Origin of the sequence: Pseudomonas sp. SB113, from assembly GCF_040754745.1 — a bacterium.
Taxonomy (GTDB): domain Bacteria; phylum Pseudomonadota; class Gammaproteobacteria; order Pseudomonadales; family Pseudomonadaceae; genus Aquipseudomonas; species Aquipseudomonas grimontii.
This window is the reverse complement of the sequence record NZ_JBFMHW010000022.1, coordinates 42,569-57,204: the sequence shown is the minus strand read 5'-3', so window position 1 is coordinate 57,204 and position 14,636 is coordinate 42,569. Positions and strand designations below refer to the sequence as shown.

General features: G+C 62.7%; 11 protein-coding genes. All 11 read right to left on the bottom strand.

All coding sequences use genetic code 11. The annotated features are described in order from the left end of the window. Window positions 1–447 precede the first annotated feature (447 nt). The 11 genes from pgaD to AB1462_RS24215 all read right to left on the bottom strand — a co-directional run bounded on the left by pgaD (window position 448) and on the right by AB1462_RS24215 (window position 14,560). A complete protein-coding gene (pgaD, locus tag AB1462_RS24265; protein ID WP_090401195.1) occupies window positions 448–930 on the bottom strand; it encodes a poly-beta-1,6-N-acetyl-D-glucosamine biosynthesis protein PgaD in 483 nt (160 codons plus the stop codon). 2 nt (window positions 931–932) lie between these two features. Further along, window positions 933–2,273 carry a poly-beta-1,6-N-acetyl-D-glucosamine synthase gene (gene pgaC, locus AB1462_RS24260; protein WP_259194388.1) on the bottom strand — a complete coding sequence of 447 codons (1,341 nt, stop codon included), beginning with the start codon at window positions 2,271–2,273 and terminating at the stop codon, window positions 933–935. A 2-nt stretch (window positions 2,274–2,275) separates the two neighbouring features. Next, window positions 2,276–4,273: a poly-beta-1,6-N-acetyl-D-glucosamine N-deacetylase PgaB gene (gene pgaB, locus AB1462_RS24255; RefSeq protein WP_090401197.1), complete on the bottom strand. Its 1,998-nt coding sequence runs from the start codon at window positions 4,271–4,273 to the stop codon at window positions 2,276–2,278. A 12-nt stretch (window positions 4,274–4,285) separates the two neighbouring features. Beyond that, window positions 4,286–6,766 (bottom strand): poly-beta-1,6 N-acetyl-D-glucosamine export porin PgaA, encoded by a 2,481-nt coding sequence (gene pgaA, locus AB1462_RS24250; protein ID WP_259194390.1) that lies wholly within the window; start codon window positions 6,764–6,766, stop codon window positions 4,286–4,288. Window positions 6,767–7,066: 300 nt separating this feature from the next. Further along, window positions 7,067–8,563 carry a YdgA family protein gene (locus AB1462_RS24245; protein ID WP_367248070.1) on the bottom strand — a complete coding sequence of 499 codons (1,497 nt, stop codon included), beginning with the start codon at window positions 8,561–8,563 and terminating at the stop codon, window positions 7,067–7,069. Window positions 8,564–8,814: 251 nt separating this feature from the next. Next, a complete protein-coding gene (locus AB1462_RS24240) occupies window positions 8,815–9,447 on the bottom strand; it encodes an NADH:ubiquinone oxidoreductase subunit N (protein ID WP_315338595.1) in 633 nt (210 codons plus the stop codon). Between the two features lie 95 nt (window positions 9,448–9,542). Then, window positions 9,543–10,985: an efflux transporter outer membrane subunit gene (locus tag AB1462_RS24235; RefSeq protein WP_259194391.1), complete on the bottom strand. Its 1,443-nt coding sequence runs from the start codon at window positions 10,983–10,985 to the stop codon at window positions 9,543–9,545. Beyond that, window positions 10,982–11,872 carry an efflux RND transporter periplasmic adaptor subunit gene (locus tag AB1462_RS24230; RefSeq protein WP_259194392.1) on the bottom strand — a complete coding sequence of 297 codons (891 nt, stop codon included), beginning with the start codon at window positions 11,870–11,872 and terminating at the stop codon, window positions 10,982–10,984. Before AB1462_RS24230 ends, AB1462_RS24235 begins: the two co-directional genes overlap by 4 nt. Continuing rightward, window positions 11,869–12,078 carry a DUF1656 domain-containing protein gene (locus tag AB1462_RS24225; protein ID WP_012721577.1) on the bottom strand — a complete coding sequence of 70 codons (210 nt, stop codon included), beginning with the start codon at window positions 12,076–12,078 and terminating at the stop codon, window positions 11,869–11,871. The genes AB1462_RS24230 and AB1462_RS24225 overlap by 4 nt, the downstream gene beginning before the upstream one ends. Beyond that, window positions 12,075–14,153, bottom strand: a complete 2,079-nt coding sequence (locus AB1462_RS24220; protein WP_367248069.1) for an FUSC family protein — start codon at window positions 14,151–14,153, stop codon at window positions 12,075–12,077. Before AB1462_RS24220 ends, AB1462_RS24225 begins: the two co-directional genes overlap by 4 nt. Then, entirely contained in the window at window positions 14,150–14,560 is a 411-nt protein-coding gene (locus AB1462_RS24215) for a MarR family transcriptional regulator (RefSeq protein ID WP_090401204.1), read from the bottom strand. Before AB1462_RS24215 ends, AB1462_RS24220 begins: the two co-directional genes overlap by 4 nt. Window positions 14,561–14,636 lie beyond the last annotated feature (76 nt).

The following is a 14,636-nucleotide window of genomic DNA, read 5'->3' as shown; positions in this document are numbered from 1 at the left end:
ACCAATTGATTAATAACAATAAAAAATAATCAAACAGACTCACAACCGTTAAAGGAAAGTATTAATCCGACAGGCGGCGGCTGTTTTGATAGCTATTCGTCGGAGAACTTATAATTGCCATTATTTAGCCATCAAGTTCTTGCCGAGATAAGTTAGTACCGAAAAAAGCAGATAAGTTCGCGGGGGTTTTGTGAATTGGATCGCAATAACCGGTATTGGCAGGGTGATAGCCCCATGTGGGGGGGTGGTAGGACGATTCGACTTGCTCCCGATAGCGTCTGATACACCGCGTTCGTCTTTACTGGGGCCGCTACGCAGCCCAACGCGGGACAAGCCCGCTCGCCACAACAGCTCTCTCGGCCGGGCGTTCAGCGTTGAGACAAAGTTGTGTAGGTACCTATGCCCATCGGGGGCAAGCCCCCCCCACATTGGATTGGGCTTACAGCCTTAGCTGGCGTCTTTGTTCTGAGACGCGCCAGGCACGAGGGTCAAGCCTGGTTTTTCCACGTCGCGGGAGACGTGGGCTTTGACTTCCGACACACCGCCGTCTTCGTCGTTGTGGATCACCAGTACGCCCGGACGGCGCAGTTGCTCCAGGTCGCCGTCGGCGAGGCTGAAGCTCTCGCTCAGGTTCTTGTCGGTGAGGGCCTTGGCCTCGGCGCGGCGCTGGGCGAACTTGCGCCCCTTGCGTTGCTGGTAGCGTGCCCAGGTGACCAGGATCACGGCGTTGAACAGCGCGATCCACAGGTAGATCTGCAGGGTGTTGAGCGCTGCAAAAATCGGCGCCTCGATGCGCGGACCACCATGGGTTTCAAGCATCGAGGTGATCCCGCGCGCCAGCAGCCAGACCAGTCCGGCCCAGGCCATCAAGGTCAGGATCACGTCGATGAGCCACATCACAGTACTTTGGCGAGTTCGGACCAGTTTCATGCTCACGCCTCCTCTTCAACAGGCTTGATACCGCGATCCGGGCTGACCCAACGCGCGCGCTTCTGGTGCTGGTTGAACAGCACCTTGGGAAAACTGACCAGGGTGGTAAACAGGCTGACCAGCCAGAACACCATTGGGTACCACACGGTCCAGAACAGGGTTTTCCACAGGTCTTTCTCGTAGCGACGGTCGATCAGGATGCTCACTGCGAACTGCACCAGGCACACCATCGCCAGCACCAGGCCGGTAAAGGCCGGGGGAACCAGGGAGTCCACCGTGATCGCCGGCGGCAGCACGATGAATTTGCCCAGGACCCAGAAAATCACCGAGAGCAGGAAGGTAAAGGCCCAACCGGTGGACAGGCAGTACTCGAACAGCAGCGGCCACAGGTAGCGATGACGCCACTGCCAGATACCGCGGATGTTCTTGAACAACACTTCGGCGCCACCCTGGGCCCAGCGCAGGCGCTGTTTCCACAGGCCGCCGACGGTCTCGGGCATCAGGATCCAGCACAGTGCACGCGGCTCGTAGAAAATGCTCCAGTGATCGAGTTGCAGCTTCCAACTGACATCGATGTCCTCGGTGATCATGTCGGTGCTCCAGTAGTCGATGCGGTCCAGCGCCTTTTTACGGAACGCTACCACCACACCCGACACCGTGAAGATCCGCCCGAATACGCGCTGGGTGCGCTTGATCAAGCCGATGATCGAGGAGAACTCACCTACCTGTACGCGGCCGATCAAGGTCGAGCGTGTGCGAATGCGCGGGTTGCCGGTGACGGCGCCCAGGCGCGGGTTGTCGAGCATCGGCGCGACCATGTAGGCCGCCGCGTTTTTATCCAGCAGCGCATCGCCGTCGATGCACACCAGGTATTCGCTGCGCGAGGCCACCGCGCCCATGCGCAAGGCCACGGCCTTGCCCTGGTTCTGCGCCAGGTGCAGCACCCGCAGGCGTGGATGCTCCAGCGCCAGGGCGTCGAGGACGGCGGCGGTGTTGTCCTTGGAACCGTCGTTGACCGCGATCACTTCGATGTTCGGGTACAACTGGCCCAGCGCCGCATGGATGGTGTCGGCGGCGTTATCCCCTTCGTTGTAGCAAGGGATGATGATCGAGATCAGCGGGTTGCCGGCCAGGGTTGGCGCCGGGGTGTCTTCTTCCCAGGGCCAGTGGCGCTCCCAGTGCAGCCAGAAGTACAAACCGCCGGCGATCCACAGCGCCGACATGAACAGCGGGTAGAAAAACACGAAGTCCATCAGGAACTGCCCGGTGACCAGGAAGATCAGGCCCAGGGGCACGCCTAATACCAGTGCCAGCACGAATAAAGCCAGGATTCTGTCGAACATGGTCAAGGGTTCCATTGGTTGGAAAGGGCCGGACGCACAGTCTTCAGGTCCGGGGAGTTTTCCAGGAAGTTGTCCGGGTAGTAGCCAAAACTCGTGACACCCTGGCGCTTGAGCACAGCCATCCATTCAGCCATCTGCACAGCGTCGATATCCGGCGCGGCCTTGGTGCGCCAGTCTTTGGCTTGCAGTTCGAACACCGTGCGTTCCATCGCGCCGGGACGCGCCTTGACCGTCGCCACCAGCTTCTCCAGCCAGGCATTGGAGGTCTTGTACTCCTGGCCTTCCATCAGCGGCATGGCCATCGGCGCGGTCCAGTCATAGGCCTGGAGGAAATCATCGAGGTTCTGGGCGAACCAGGCCTCGCTCGCCGGGTTGAGCATCGGCTCGGCGAAGATATTGCGCGCGGTCAGCACCTGCGGCCCACCGATGGCGTGGACCTTGGCGGTCAGCTCTTTGGTGAAGTCGATCAGGTAGCGGCTCTTGAAACGCGTCCAGCGCTGCATCACCGCCGGGTCGGCGCGCAGGGCCTCGATGCTGCCCGGCAGGCCGTTGGCGGCATAGGCCTTGAGCGCGGCGGGGCTGGCGTCTTCGAAGTCCGAGAGCACCGCATCGTCGTGGTACAGCACACCGTCGATGGCATTGTTGCGCGCCAGGTCTTCATAGATCTCGCCAATGATCTTGCGCACCTGCGGGTCGAACGGCGACAGGCGCTTGTATTGGTCCGGGTCTGTGCCGACCTTGCCGGTTTCCGGGTCCCAGCGCGTCACGCGGGGCAGCTTGGGATCGAGGGCAAAACTCAACACCGGCATCCACGCATACACGGCGGCATGGGCACGGGTATGCAACTGCCAGGAGACGCGGTTGAACAGGTCGGCGCGCACCGGCAAGTGACGGTTGGGGAAGTACAGTTCGTGCACCAGGCCATCACCCTTGGGGTCGGCAAAGGCTTGCAGGAACACCGTACCGGCGCCCATGTCCACCACGCGTTGCACCAATTGGTCGAGGTTGCGCGCTTGCTGGGCCGGGTCCGGGTCGTAGACGTTGTCCAGGTCCACATGCAGCACCCGCAGCGGCGCCGGGGTTTGCACGGCGACGATGCTGTTGGCGAAATGCTCGCCGTCCGGGTCGGAGGCCACCAGGAAGCGCGGGCTGTTCATCAAGTCATTGGAGCTGTCGAGACCGTCTTCCAGGGTCAGCGCCATCTGGTAGCCCTGCTCGCCGACGATTGCCAGCGAGGTGCCCTTGGCGGCGCCGTACGGCCACACCCATACCCGTGGTTTTTTGCCAGTCACGGTTTGGATCTTGTTGGAGATCGCCACGACATCCGCACGTAGACGAGCATCGAACTGCGCCTGGGTTTCATAGCGACCAGTGGCCGGGTCATAACGCAACGATGTCGCCGCCGGCTCCAGGTTGCCCTGGGGGTTGGCCAGGATCCCGGTGTGGCTGGCATCGGTATGCGCGGCGATTTCCACCAGGCCCGATTGCGACACTTCGCGGATCTGCTGCCAGGTGAGGAACTCGCCGCGCGGCCGTGGCGAGCCGGCGAAGTCCACCGGTTTGTTCATCGGCGTGTCGATCCAGTAGCCCACCGGCGCCAGCAAGGCCGGCCAGCGATAGGCGCGCAAAATCGGCATTACGCGGGTGTAGAAGCTGGAATAACCGTCATCGAAGCTGAGCATGATGGCTTTGGGCGGCAGCGCGGGGCCGCCACGGCGGGCAGCCAGGATCTGGTCAACGCTGACGGCCTGGTAGCCGTTCTCGCGCAGCCAGGCCAACTGTTCGATCAATCGCTCGGTGCGCACCGCCACCACGGCCTGGTCAGGATCGCGGTCCGACACGTCATGGTAGGCAATGCCCAGGAAGTGGTTTTTCGGCCACGCCGCTTCGTTGGGCGGTGTCGGCCGCTCGGCGGGTGGAGTGAAAGGTGCGGGTTGCTGGGCGCAGGCACTGGCCAGCAATACGCCCAGAACCAACAAGCAACGGCTGAGGAAGGTCATGGTCAGGCTCTTTTAGAAACGGTAAGTGAGGTCGACGAGCAGGCGTAGATCGCGTTCGCGATCGCCGTCATAAGGTCGGCTGATCAGGCTCAGGTTGGCGCCGGCTTCCAGGACGTCGTTCCAGCGAAAGCGTTGGCCATAGCCCACCAGACCGATGCCACCGGTGGAATAATCCCGCTGGCTATACGTACCCGCACCGACCTGGAACTGCTGACTCCACTGGGTCTCGTAGCGGTGATAGAGCACATGGTTGATGTTGAGGACGGGCAACACGGTGAAGTCCGACTTCGGGTTGAAGTACACCGTGTCTTCCTTGCTGTTGCGGCTGGCGCCGACTTCCAGGCCCAGGTCCACTTGCACTTTCGGCGAGCTGTAGAGGCCTTCGCGGCCGCTGAGCAAGGCTTCGAAGCGGTCGTTGCCATCGCTGAAATGGGAGGGGCTGAGGGTCAGTTTCCATTCGCGGCTTTCATTGGCGCGCCAGCGGATAAAGCCACTGCCGCCGTTGGCCGTGACCCCGTCATTCAACGCGCGCAACGGCGTGGTGCTCAGCAGGTAGCCGAGGCTGCCGCCGTATTGCCAATTGTCGTTGATGTCGCGGGCAATCGAGATCGCGGCGCCTTGTTTGGAGCCATCGCCGTAGGAATGGTTGGAGACCTCGGCTTCAATGGTCATGTCACGGGTGCGCCGCTCCACGCCCACGACCTGCCAGCGATGCTGGCCGGTGCCTTCGCTGAAATCGGCCTTGGCGTACCCGGCGCCCGCGAATACACGCCAGTCTTCGTCGATGGGCGGCGTGTAGATCCGACTCTCAATGCCCCAATCGCGGCTACCCGCGACAGCGCCCGCATCACCGTCATTGCCGCCGCCAAAACTTTTACCGGTATAGGCCTCGACCCGCAGCTCGGCCATGTCATGCACGTCGCGCAGGCGACTCAGGCGCTGCACCTGGCGGTTGTCCGGGTTGCGCGCGACCACATCGTCGGTGAGCACATCGAGCTGGCGCCACTCCTGCAGGTCCATGGCGGTGTAGGCCTGGCTCACTTCCAGGCCGATGTCGCGCGGGGCCTGGGCTTCGGTTTCCTTGAGAACGCCTTCGGCGCGCCGTGGCAGGTCGCGGGCGCGGTACATGTCAGCCTGGGCCAGGCGCAGGCCTACGTTGCCGGGGGCTTTCGCTACCAGCGCTTCCAGGCCAGCTTCACTGCCCGGCAGGTCGCCGCCGTAGACGCCGGCCTGGGCCGACAGTTGCTGGGCGTCCATCCACGCGTCGTTGGGGTTGCCGATGGGCAAGCCCTTGAGTTCGACCCGCGGGTTCTGGCTGTTGGCGAGGCCCTTGGCGACCTCGTTGGCATCCTCGCCCTTGTTGCTTTCCTGCAAGGCGTAGAACAGTGCGGTGGTGTCTTCGACCCGATCATCGGGCTCGGCGTCGGTGGCGCTCAGGGCCTGGCGGTACAGCGGCTCGGCTTTTTCCGGCTGGCGCTGATCGAGGTAGGACGCGGCCACCCAACGCACGGCGTAGGTCGGCAGTTGCACGCCTTCGGCCTTAAGCGTTTCGTATTCGCGGATCACCTCGGCGGTACGCGCACGCGCCTTGAGTGCACCGAGGCGGTCGATACGCCAGCGCACCACATCGTCATGGGCGGTGGCGTCAGGCGTCCAGCGGGCGAGCAGTTTGTCGTAGTCTGCCAGGGCCCGGTCGGCAATCACGTAGCGTTCTTTTTCGCTGCGCGTGGCGAATTCGGCCATGCGCACGCGTTCGGCGGCGAGGTCGCCTTCCAGGCGGCGCTGGGTCACCGGGTCCAAGAGGCCAGGACGCTGGGCCGACAGGCGCAACGCGGCTTCCGGCAGGCGGGCCTTTTGCAGGGCGACGATGTATTCGCGGGCGACGTCAGGTTTGTCGCCGGCGCGGATAAACGCCTGGTCGAACTCAAACAGTGCGTCGTAGTTCAAGCCGGCGCGGGTCAGTGCATAACCCAGGGCCATGCGGCGGTTGGGGTCATCGGGCTTGGCCGCCACCAGCGCGCGAGTACGCTGCACGGCTTCGCTGGTTTTGCCACCGTCGGCCTGGGTCAGGGCCAGGCCCAGTTGCAGGTCGACATTGTTCGGTTCACGCAGCAACGCCTGGCGATAGACCGCCTCGGCCTGGGCCCATTGCCGCTGGTTGCGATACGTACGCGCAACGGTGGCGAGCGCCTGGGTGCTGAGGTTGCGGTTTTTACCCTGGGCCTCGTACACCTTCAGCACTTCGGCGTCCTGGCCGGCCCAACCGGCGATCACCACATGATCGCTGACCTGGCCTGGCGTCTGGCGCTCGGCGGACAGTTGGCGCAATTGGGTCAGGGCGGGGGTGAAGTTGCCGTTGCGCGCCTGAATAATCAGCGCGTCATAGGCCGGATCGGCCATGGCGAAGGTGGGCATCAGTAATTGGCTGCATAAGGCTGCCCCGACGAGCAGTCGCAACCGGCCTGATGCACTGAGTGGTAGGTTTCGCAACATATCGTGAGCTTCCTTACACACGGAAAGCTGTAACGATAGGTGGTCCTGAGCGAATTGCCGCAGGGTGCCGGCGTCTAATGACCCGGCCTAGCTTTCCTGTGTGAACTATCTCTTAGGAAAGTAGGAAAAAGACCAATTCAAAACAATTGTTCAGAATTGCGCGGCCCCTCTGAAATGTGAATGTGGGAGCGAACTTGCCTGCGATAACGGGGTGCCAGCCGACACGCGCGTCGACTGTTTGACCCTTATCGCGGGCACTCCCGCTCCCACATTATTTATTTCCGGGCGATGGCGAAATCTTTACTGTGCGCCGCTGACCGCGCCGACCTTGGCCATCACAAAACCAATGAATTGCTCGACGGTCATCTTCTGGCCGTTGAAGGTCACTTCATTGTTGGCGTAGTGCAACTTGGACACCACGTCGCTGCCGACCAGGGTCGCCAACTGAGTGCCGACCGCCATGCCGCTGACCATCTCGGCGGCCATTTGGGACTGCTGCTCGATGGCTTTCGGGTCGGTCACGCCACCGAGTTGCGCTTGCAAGGCGGCAACGTCGCCAATCATCGGCTTGGACAGGGTCAGGTTGGTATCCAGCAATGCAATCATCTGCTTGCCCAGTTCGACCGGTGGCAGCTCCATGGAGGCCGGCTTGGCCAGGTCCACCAGCAGGTTGAATTTGCTTTCGCCATGGGTGGTTTTCAGGGACAGGTTTTCCACGGCTATTTGCGGCTTGGCGGCCAGGACCTGATTGACGTTCGCTTCGGCCAGGGCCTGCTCGGCTTCGGTCAGTTGCAGCTCAGGTGCGGGCTCGCCCGCTGCGGCAGCGGCTTGCACCGGCTGCATCTTGTCCTGGTAAAGCTTGGTCAGCACCAGCATGGCCGGGATGTCGACGTTCTTCATGCTCAAGGCCATGGCCGCCGAACCCACGGGTTTGCCCTGGTAGCCGATCTCGTCGATCTTGTAGTCGACACGGCCGGCCAGGTTGTTGTCCTTGGTTTCGCTGGAGTCTTTCTGCTCGAAGCCTTTGACCGTCAGCACGGCTTTCTGCGGGCCGAAGGTGAACTTGCTGTCGGTCAGCTCAACGGTGTTTTGCCCGGTGTAGAAGCCAAAGGTGGATTTTTCCAGGTTGCTGGCGAGGGTCAGGCCAGATAATTGAGCTTCGAAGTGTTCGCCCTTGCTGTCTAGCCCGGCGATCTTGAAGCTGTTCATGAAGCCGTCAGCCTTGACCTTCTGGCCTTCGGCGGTGCTGTCGAAATTCAGGTTGGCGCCAGAAAAGCTCGCCGAAGCTGCGGCGTCCTTGAACTCCAGGGGCAGCAATTCGATGTTGCCGTTGACCGAGCGGCTATAGCCGATATTGGCCACGCCTTTGAGCGGCGACACGTCTTTAGCGGCAGCGAACCACTTCTCGGTGGTGGCGTTCTTTTCCAGTTCGTAGTGACTGGTGGCCATGACCGGCAGCCATTTGAGCGTCACCAGGCGCGAGAACGGCAGCGGCCCGTGTTCGATATGGTCGACGAACAGCAGTTCCGGATTAGGGTTGTCTTCGCCGAAGACCGAACCCTGGCCTTTCAAGCGGTAATGGGCGGTGCTGCTGAACACGCCACGCTCCAGGGACACCAGCTCCAGGTCCACGGTGCCATCGACGCCCGCCATGGAGGTCCGCAGTTCCTTGTTGGCGTTCTGGATCGCGGTTTGCAGCACCGGCTCCAGTTGTTTACCGGTGTACCAGGCGCCGCCTGCACTAACGACGCCTACGGCGACAACAAAACCCAAAAGAACGACTGCTGGCTTATTCATGAAGTGACCTGATCAAATCCTGTGAGAAGTGGGCTGTCTTCCTTGGACCCTGTTGGGGTTGGCTCAAGCCCGCCGAAAAATCCGGGAGAGGTTAGCATAGGCTCCGTAGCAGCGGTCGAGCGCAGCGAGGCCGCGTTCGACTGCGAAGCAGTCGTAAAACCACACACCTTGGCTTATCAAAAACCGTGCGTGCTGGTTTTACGAGGACTTCGTCCTCGAACGCGGCCTCGTTCTACTCGACCACTGCTACGTCAGGAATACTCCAATTCGATCTCGTCGAGCTGGTGGTCGAAGGTCTTCAGGCGCGCCGTCCAGGTGTACACCAGCACCTCAAACTCGCGGTGTATGACCGCATTGCCGGGGGTGTCGGTCTTGGGGTCGCAGAAGTCCAGTTGGTAGCGCTCACGGGCCATCTGCGTGGCAACGTCGGACAATTCCCGCGCGTTATTCAGCCAATGCCTGCCATCGGCGACCTGCCGATCAAGCAACACACACTGTTTTTTCAGAACTTCGAGACTTTTTTCCAGGGGCGTGCCGGTGAGGTCGCCCATGACTTCCTGGAAGGTGCGCCCCGGCTGCCAATAGCTGCCCCAGAAATAGCGGTCGAACACGGTTTCGACCCGACGCAGCGCGACCTTTGTATCCCAGATCGCCACGCGGGTCTTGCCTTGTTCGAGGAGTTTTTTCTTCACGCGTTGGTTCTGGTAGGAGGCCCAGGCCACCACGCCGATGGACAAGGAACCGATCACCAGGCAGGCGCTGTCGAGAAACACCATGGCCTTGTCGAGTTGATGGGCGAGCATGACGCCGTAGAAATACGCGGCCGATAACAACACCAGTGCGAAGAGCACGCACCAGAAAGCGGGAGCATAAGGGTTTTTCATTATTGGAATCCCCATGAGCAAACGCGAGCAGTGTCTGGGGAGCGCCTGCCCGTCAAACCGCAGTGCGCTCCACCTGACAAAGCATAGTCATTCGCTCAGGGTTTGCCGGGCTGTGACGCTTGCGTTCGTCCGCTTTCCCAGCCGCCGCCCAGGGCCAGGAACAGATCGATCTGGCTCATGGCAACCTGGGTGTTCGCCGCCGCCAGTTGCGCGCGCATCGCGGTGTAGGTGCGGGTGGCTTGCAGGTCGGCGAGGAACGATTCACGGCCAGCCTGGAAGAACCGGTGGGTCTGGTCCGCAGCCTCTTGGGCCGATTGCTCGGCGTCAGCCAGCGCCTCGCGCCGTTGCAACACGGCGGTGTATTGCGCCAGGCCGGTCTGGGTTTCGCGGATGGCGTTGAGTACCACACCGTCGAAATGCGCCAGCGCGCCCTGGGTCGCGGCTTCGGCCTCGTGGATACGCGCACGGGCACCGTTGGTCGGCACCGTCCAACTGATCATCGGACCGAAGCCCCAGCGGTTGGTCGCCGGCTGGCCGAGGTTGTCGAGCAGACCCACGGTGCCCACCGTGGCGCCGATGGCGATGTCCGGGTACAACGCGCCGGTGGCCACGCCGATACGCGCGGTGGCGGCGGCCAGTTGGCGTTCGGCCTGGCGCACGTCGGGGCGACGCTTGAGCAGTGCCGCACCGTCGCCCACCGGCAACAGTTGGGCGATGTGCGGCAACTCGGCGCAGCTGCCGGTGCCCGCCGGCAGTTGGTCGACGGGCTTGGCCAGCAGCATCGACAGGCGGAACAGCCCGGCCTGGCGCGCCGCTTCGTAGCGCGGCATGTCGGCGCGCAAGGATTTGTATTGGGTTTGCGAGCGGGTGACCTGGGTTTCATCACCACGGCCCGCGTCGCGCAGGCGCTGGGTCAGCTTGGTGCTCTGGGCTTGCAGGTCGAGGGACTCGTTGGCAATCGCCAGCTCTTCGTTGGCCGCGCACACCTGGGTGTAGGAGCGCACCACATCGGCCACCAGGGTGATGCGCGCAATATCCACGGCGGCCTGGGCCGCATCGGCGCTGGCCTGGGCGCTTTCGATGCCACGTTGCAAGGTGCCGAACAGATCGAATTGATATGAGGTGGTAATGCCTACGCTGCCGATGTTATCCACCGGCACTTTGTCCGCCTGCAAAAAAGCTTCGCCGGATTCCTGCAGGCGCTGCACCTCGGCCTTCGCACCGGCACTCCAGCCGCCGGCGGATTCAGCCTGTTGGGTCTGATAGCGCGAGCGCTGCAGGTTGGCGGCCGCCACGCGCAGGTCGGTGTTGGAGGCCATGGCCTGGCGCACCAACTCGTCCAGGCGCGGGTCCTTGTAGAGCTTCCACCAGTCGGCCGGCACTGGCGCCGACACCACGTTGTTGCCCTCACCCGCCAGGTGCCCCTGCAGGTCAGCACGGTTGACGGCAGACGTTCGCGGCAGCTTGTAATCCGGCCCCACCACTTGGCAGGCCGACAGCAACAACCCCAGCGCAGCGGTTGCCCAAAGCTGCTTCATGGCTTGGCTCCCTCATGGGGTTTGTCGCCAATGATCGACACGGTGGCCGTACGCCCGGCGATCATGCGGAAGTCCGCCGGTACATCGTCAAAGGCGATGCGCACCGGAATCCGCTGGGCCAGGCGTACCCAGCTGAACGCCGGGTTGACGTTGGGCAGCAGGTTCGAGCCGCTGCTGCGGTCGCGGTCTTCGATACCGGCGACGATGCTCTGCACATGCCCGTGCAGGCGGGCGTTGTCGCCGATCACACGGATGTCGACGCCCATGCCGACGTGGATACCGTCGAGCTTGGTCTCTTCGAAGTAGCCGTCGATGTGGAACGAATTGCTGTCCACCACCGACAGCACCGGGCGCCCGGCGGTGACGAACTCCTGGGTACGCGGCGCGCGGTCGTTGACGTAGCCGTCCACCGGGCTGCGGATCACCGAGCGGTCAAGGTTGAGTTGGGCCGAATCCACCGTCACTTGCGCTTCGGCCAGGGCCGATTGGGCGCGGGCAACGCGGGACTGGCTTTCTTCCAGTTGCTCGCTGGGCACCAGGTTGCCGAGGCCACGGTTACGCTTGTACTCGCGCTGGGCCTGGGCCAGGGTTTCCTGGCGGTCGGCCACGGCGGCCTGGGCTTGGCGCAAGGCCAGCTTGAAGCGGTCCTGGTCCACGGCAAACAGTACCTGGCCCTTGGTCACCAGTTGGTTGTCACGCACATCGACGCGCTGGATCAGCCCGGATACGTCCGGCGCGATCTGCACGATGTCGGCACGGATGTGCCCGTCACGGGTCCAGGGCGCAAACATGTAGTACATGACCATGCGCCACACAACGACGACCGCGAAGCTCACGATCAACAACGTCAGGACTACACGGCCGATGGTCAAAAAAGGTTTTTTCATGTCATCAGGTATCGACTGAGTGAGTCCACCGCGCCCAGCAACAGCGCGTAGAGCCCCACATTGAACAATGCCCGGTGCCAGACCAGGCGATAGAAGTGGACGCGGGTCAACAGCCCGTGCACCACCAGGAACAACACGTACGTAATGCCCATCAGCACCAGCAGCGTGGGCAGGAACACCCCGCTGATATCCAGATCACCGATCATAAAGGCGCTCCATCGGGTAGCGGCGCTTCCATCTCCGTGCCGCCAATGAATTCCACACCCGGCAACAACGCCAGGCGCAGGCCGGCCAGCGCGTGCAGCAGGTGCAGGCGGGTATCGTCTTCGTCTTGCAGGCCCTGGCCGTTGAGGGCGCGGCGCGTGCGGTCGAGGGTCATCAGCAGACCACTGGGCGCGGGCAAGCGTTCACCCGCCTTGAGGCAGGCCTTGAAGTAACCGCCCACGCCTTCCACCACCTGGTTGAGCAGCACCCGCGGTACGCCGAGGATGCGCGGCGAATAGGCCAGCAGGTCGAGCAGGTTGAGCGCCACGCGCAAGTCGCGCAGGGCGCTGCCGGTGTCCTGGTTAATCAACGCCAGGCGCGGCAGGTGCTGCATCAGGCGGTCGAGCATTTGCACGGCCAGGTAGCGGTGTTCGTTCAGGGTGGCGGGCTCGGTCAGGCCGACGATGTCGCGCCAGCTGAAACGGGTCAGGCGCTTGGCTGCCAGTTCGGCGCCGAACGGCCGTGCGATCAACGTCCACACAAAGGCGAACAACAGGCCCACGGGCCCGGCCAGGTTGACGTTGGCGAAGTTGAGGAAGTCCGCGTCGTAGGCGCCCTGGATGCTGATGAACGACGAGGTGTTTACCAGCGTCAGCAGCATGCCCAGGTAAAAACGCGGCTGCACGGTCAGCGTGCCGACGCAGATAAACGGCACCGCGAACGCCAGCACCAGCATCGGGAAGTCATGCAGGTTGGGCAGTACCAGGAACAGATAGAGGCTGGCGAACAGCACCGACATGGCGGTCCAGAAAAAGAACCGATAGATCTGCGGTGCCGGGTCGTCCATCGAGGCGAAAAAGCTGCAGGCCACCGCTGCCAGGATCACCGCGCTGCCGCCGTCGGTCCAGCCCAGCAGAATCCACAGCACCGAAGCGACAATGATCGCGGTGACGGTGGAAAACGCCGAGTAGAACATCAGGCCACGGTCAAGGAACGGCGTGAGCCGGCCCAGGCGCCAGTGGCGGTAGACGGCGCGCCAGGAGTCCTGGCTCTCGCACTGGATGGCGGCTTGCAGGCTGCGACAGTCTTGCCACAGGTCGATCCACTCACCAAGGCGGTAGAGGGCGTTGGAGAACAGCAGCGTGTGGCGGTCGTCCAGCGCTTCGCCGTGGGGTTGCAGGGCGTCGACCTGGTCACGCAGGGCGCGCCAAAGTTCCAGCGGTGCGCTTTCCGTGGTGTTTTCCAGCCACTGCCGGCTGGCTTCCAGCAGCGGCGTGAGCGGGTCGAGAAACTGCGGCGCGCGGTGCTCGATGGCGTACAGCGCATCGTCGAGGGCATCGATCACCGGCAACAGATGGATCATGCGCCCGCGCAGTTCCTTGGTGTTGCGCACCGTCTGCGGCCGCGCGCCTTCGTGGGGCAACTGGCCGATCATCAACTCAAGGGTATTGAAGGTGGCAACCATGCCGCCGCGCAGGGTGCTGACTTCTTCCGGCTGCACATTGCGCGAAAGAAAGCGCTGGCTATAGACCTGGGCGTCGCTGAACCACTTGGCCACCGAGCCATCAAACACCGGCATCAGCCGCCGTGGCCAGAACATGGCGCCCACCACCGCTGCGACCGCGATACCGAGGAAGATTTCTTCGGTACGCGCCTCGGCGACATCCCATACCGCCAACGGGTTATCCACCACAGGCAGGGCGATCAGCGGCAAGGTGTAGCCGGCGAGCATCAAGGCATAGTTGTTGGCGGTGCGCAGGTGCATCGAGAGGAACAGCAAGGTGCCCGTCCACAATGCGATCACCACCACCAGGATGTACGGCGACTGCACGAACATCGGCACAAAAAACACCGCCGCCGCCGCCCCCATCAAGGTGCCGATGGCGCGGTACAACGCCTTGGAACTGGTAGGGCCGACAAACGGGCTGGAGACGATATACACCGTGGCCATCGCCCAGTAGGGACGCGGCATTTGCATGAGCATGGCGATGTACAGCGCGATCATCGACGCGGCGAATGTACGAACCCCATAGAACCAGTCACGGGCGGGCGGAAAGCCGGTAAAAAATCCGCTCAAAGCGTCGCCGCCTCAAAAGCCCGCAGTACACGCAGTGCCGCTTCCATGTCGGCGGTCGCAATGTCCGCCAGCACTTCGCGACGCAGGCGCACCAGTTGCATCTCCACCGCCTGCACCAACTCGCGACCTCGCTCGGTCAGGCTCAGGGCCTTGGCGCGGCGGTCGTGGATGTCTTCGGTACGGCACACATAGCCGTCATGGCACAGCCGGTCGAGCAGGCGCACCAGCGACGGGCTTTCCATCCCGGAGGCCTGGGCGACTTTTACCTGGTGCACCCCGTCGCCCAGGCGGCCGATCATCAACAACGGCACGGCGCAGGCTTCGGAGATGCCATAGCTCACCAGCGTGCTCTGGCAGATTTTGCGCCAGTTACGGGCGCCCACCACCATGCTGCTGCTGAGGTTCATCTGGAGTTGTTCGAGGGATTGAGGCACTGGATAGTTCGCATACAGTTAGTTTGCTAACTATCAATATGATGGACGC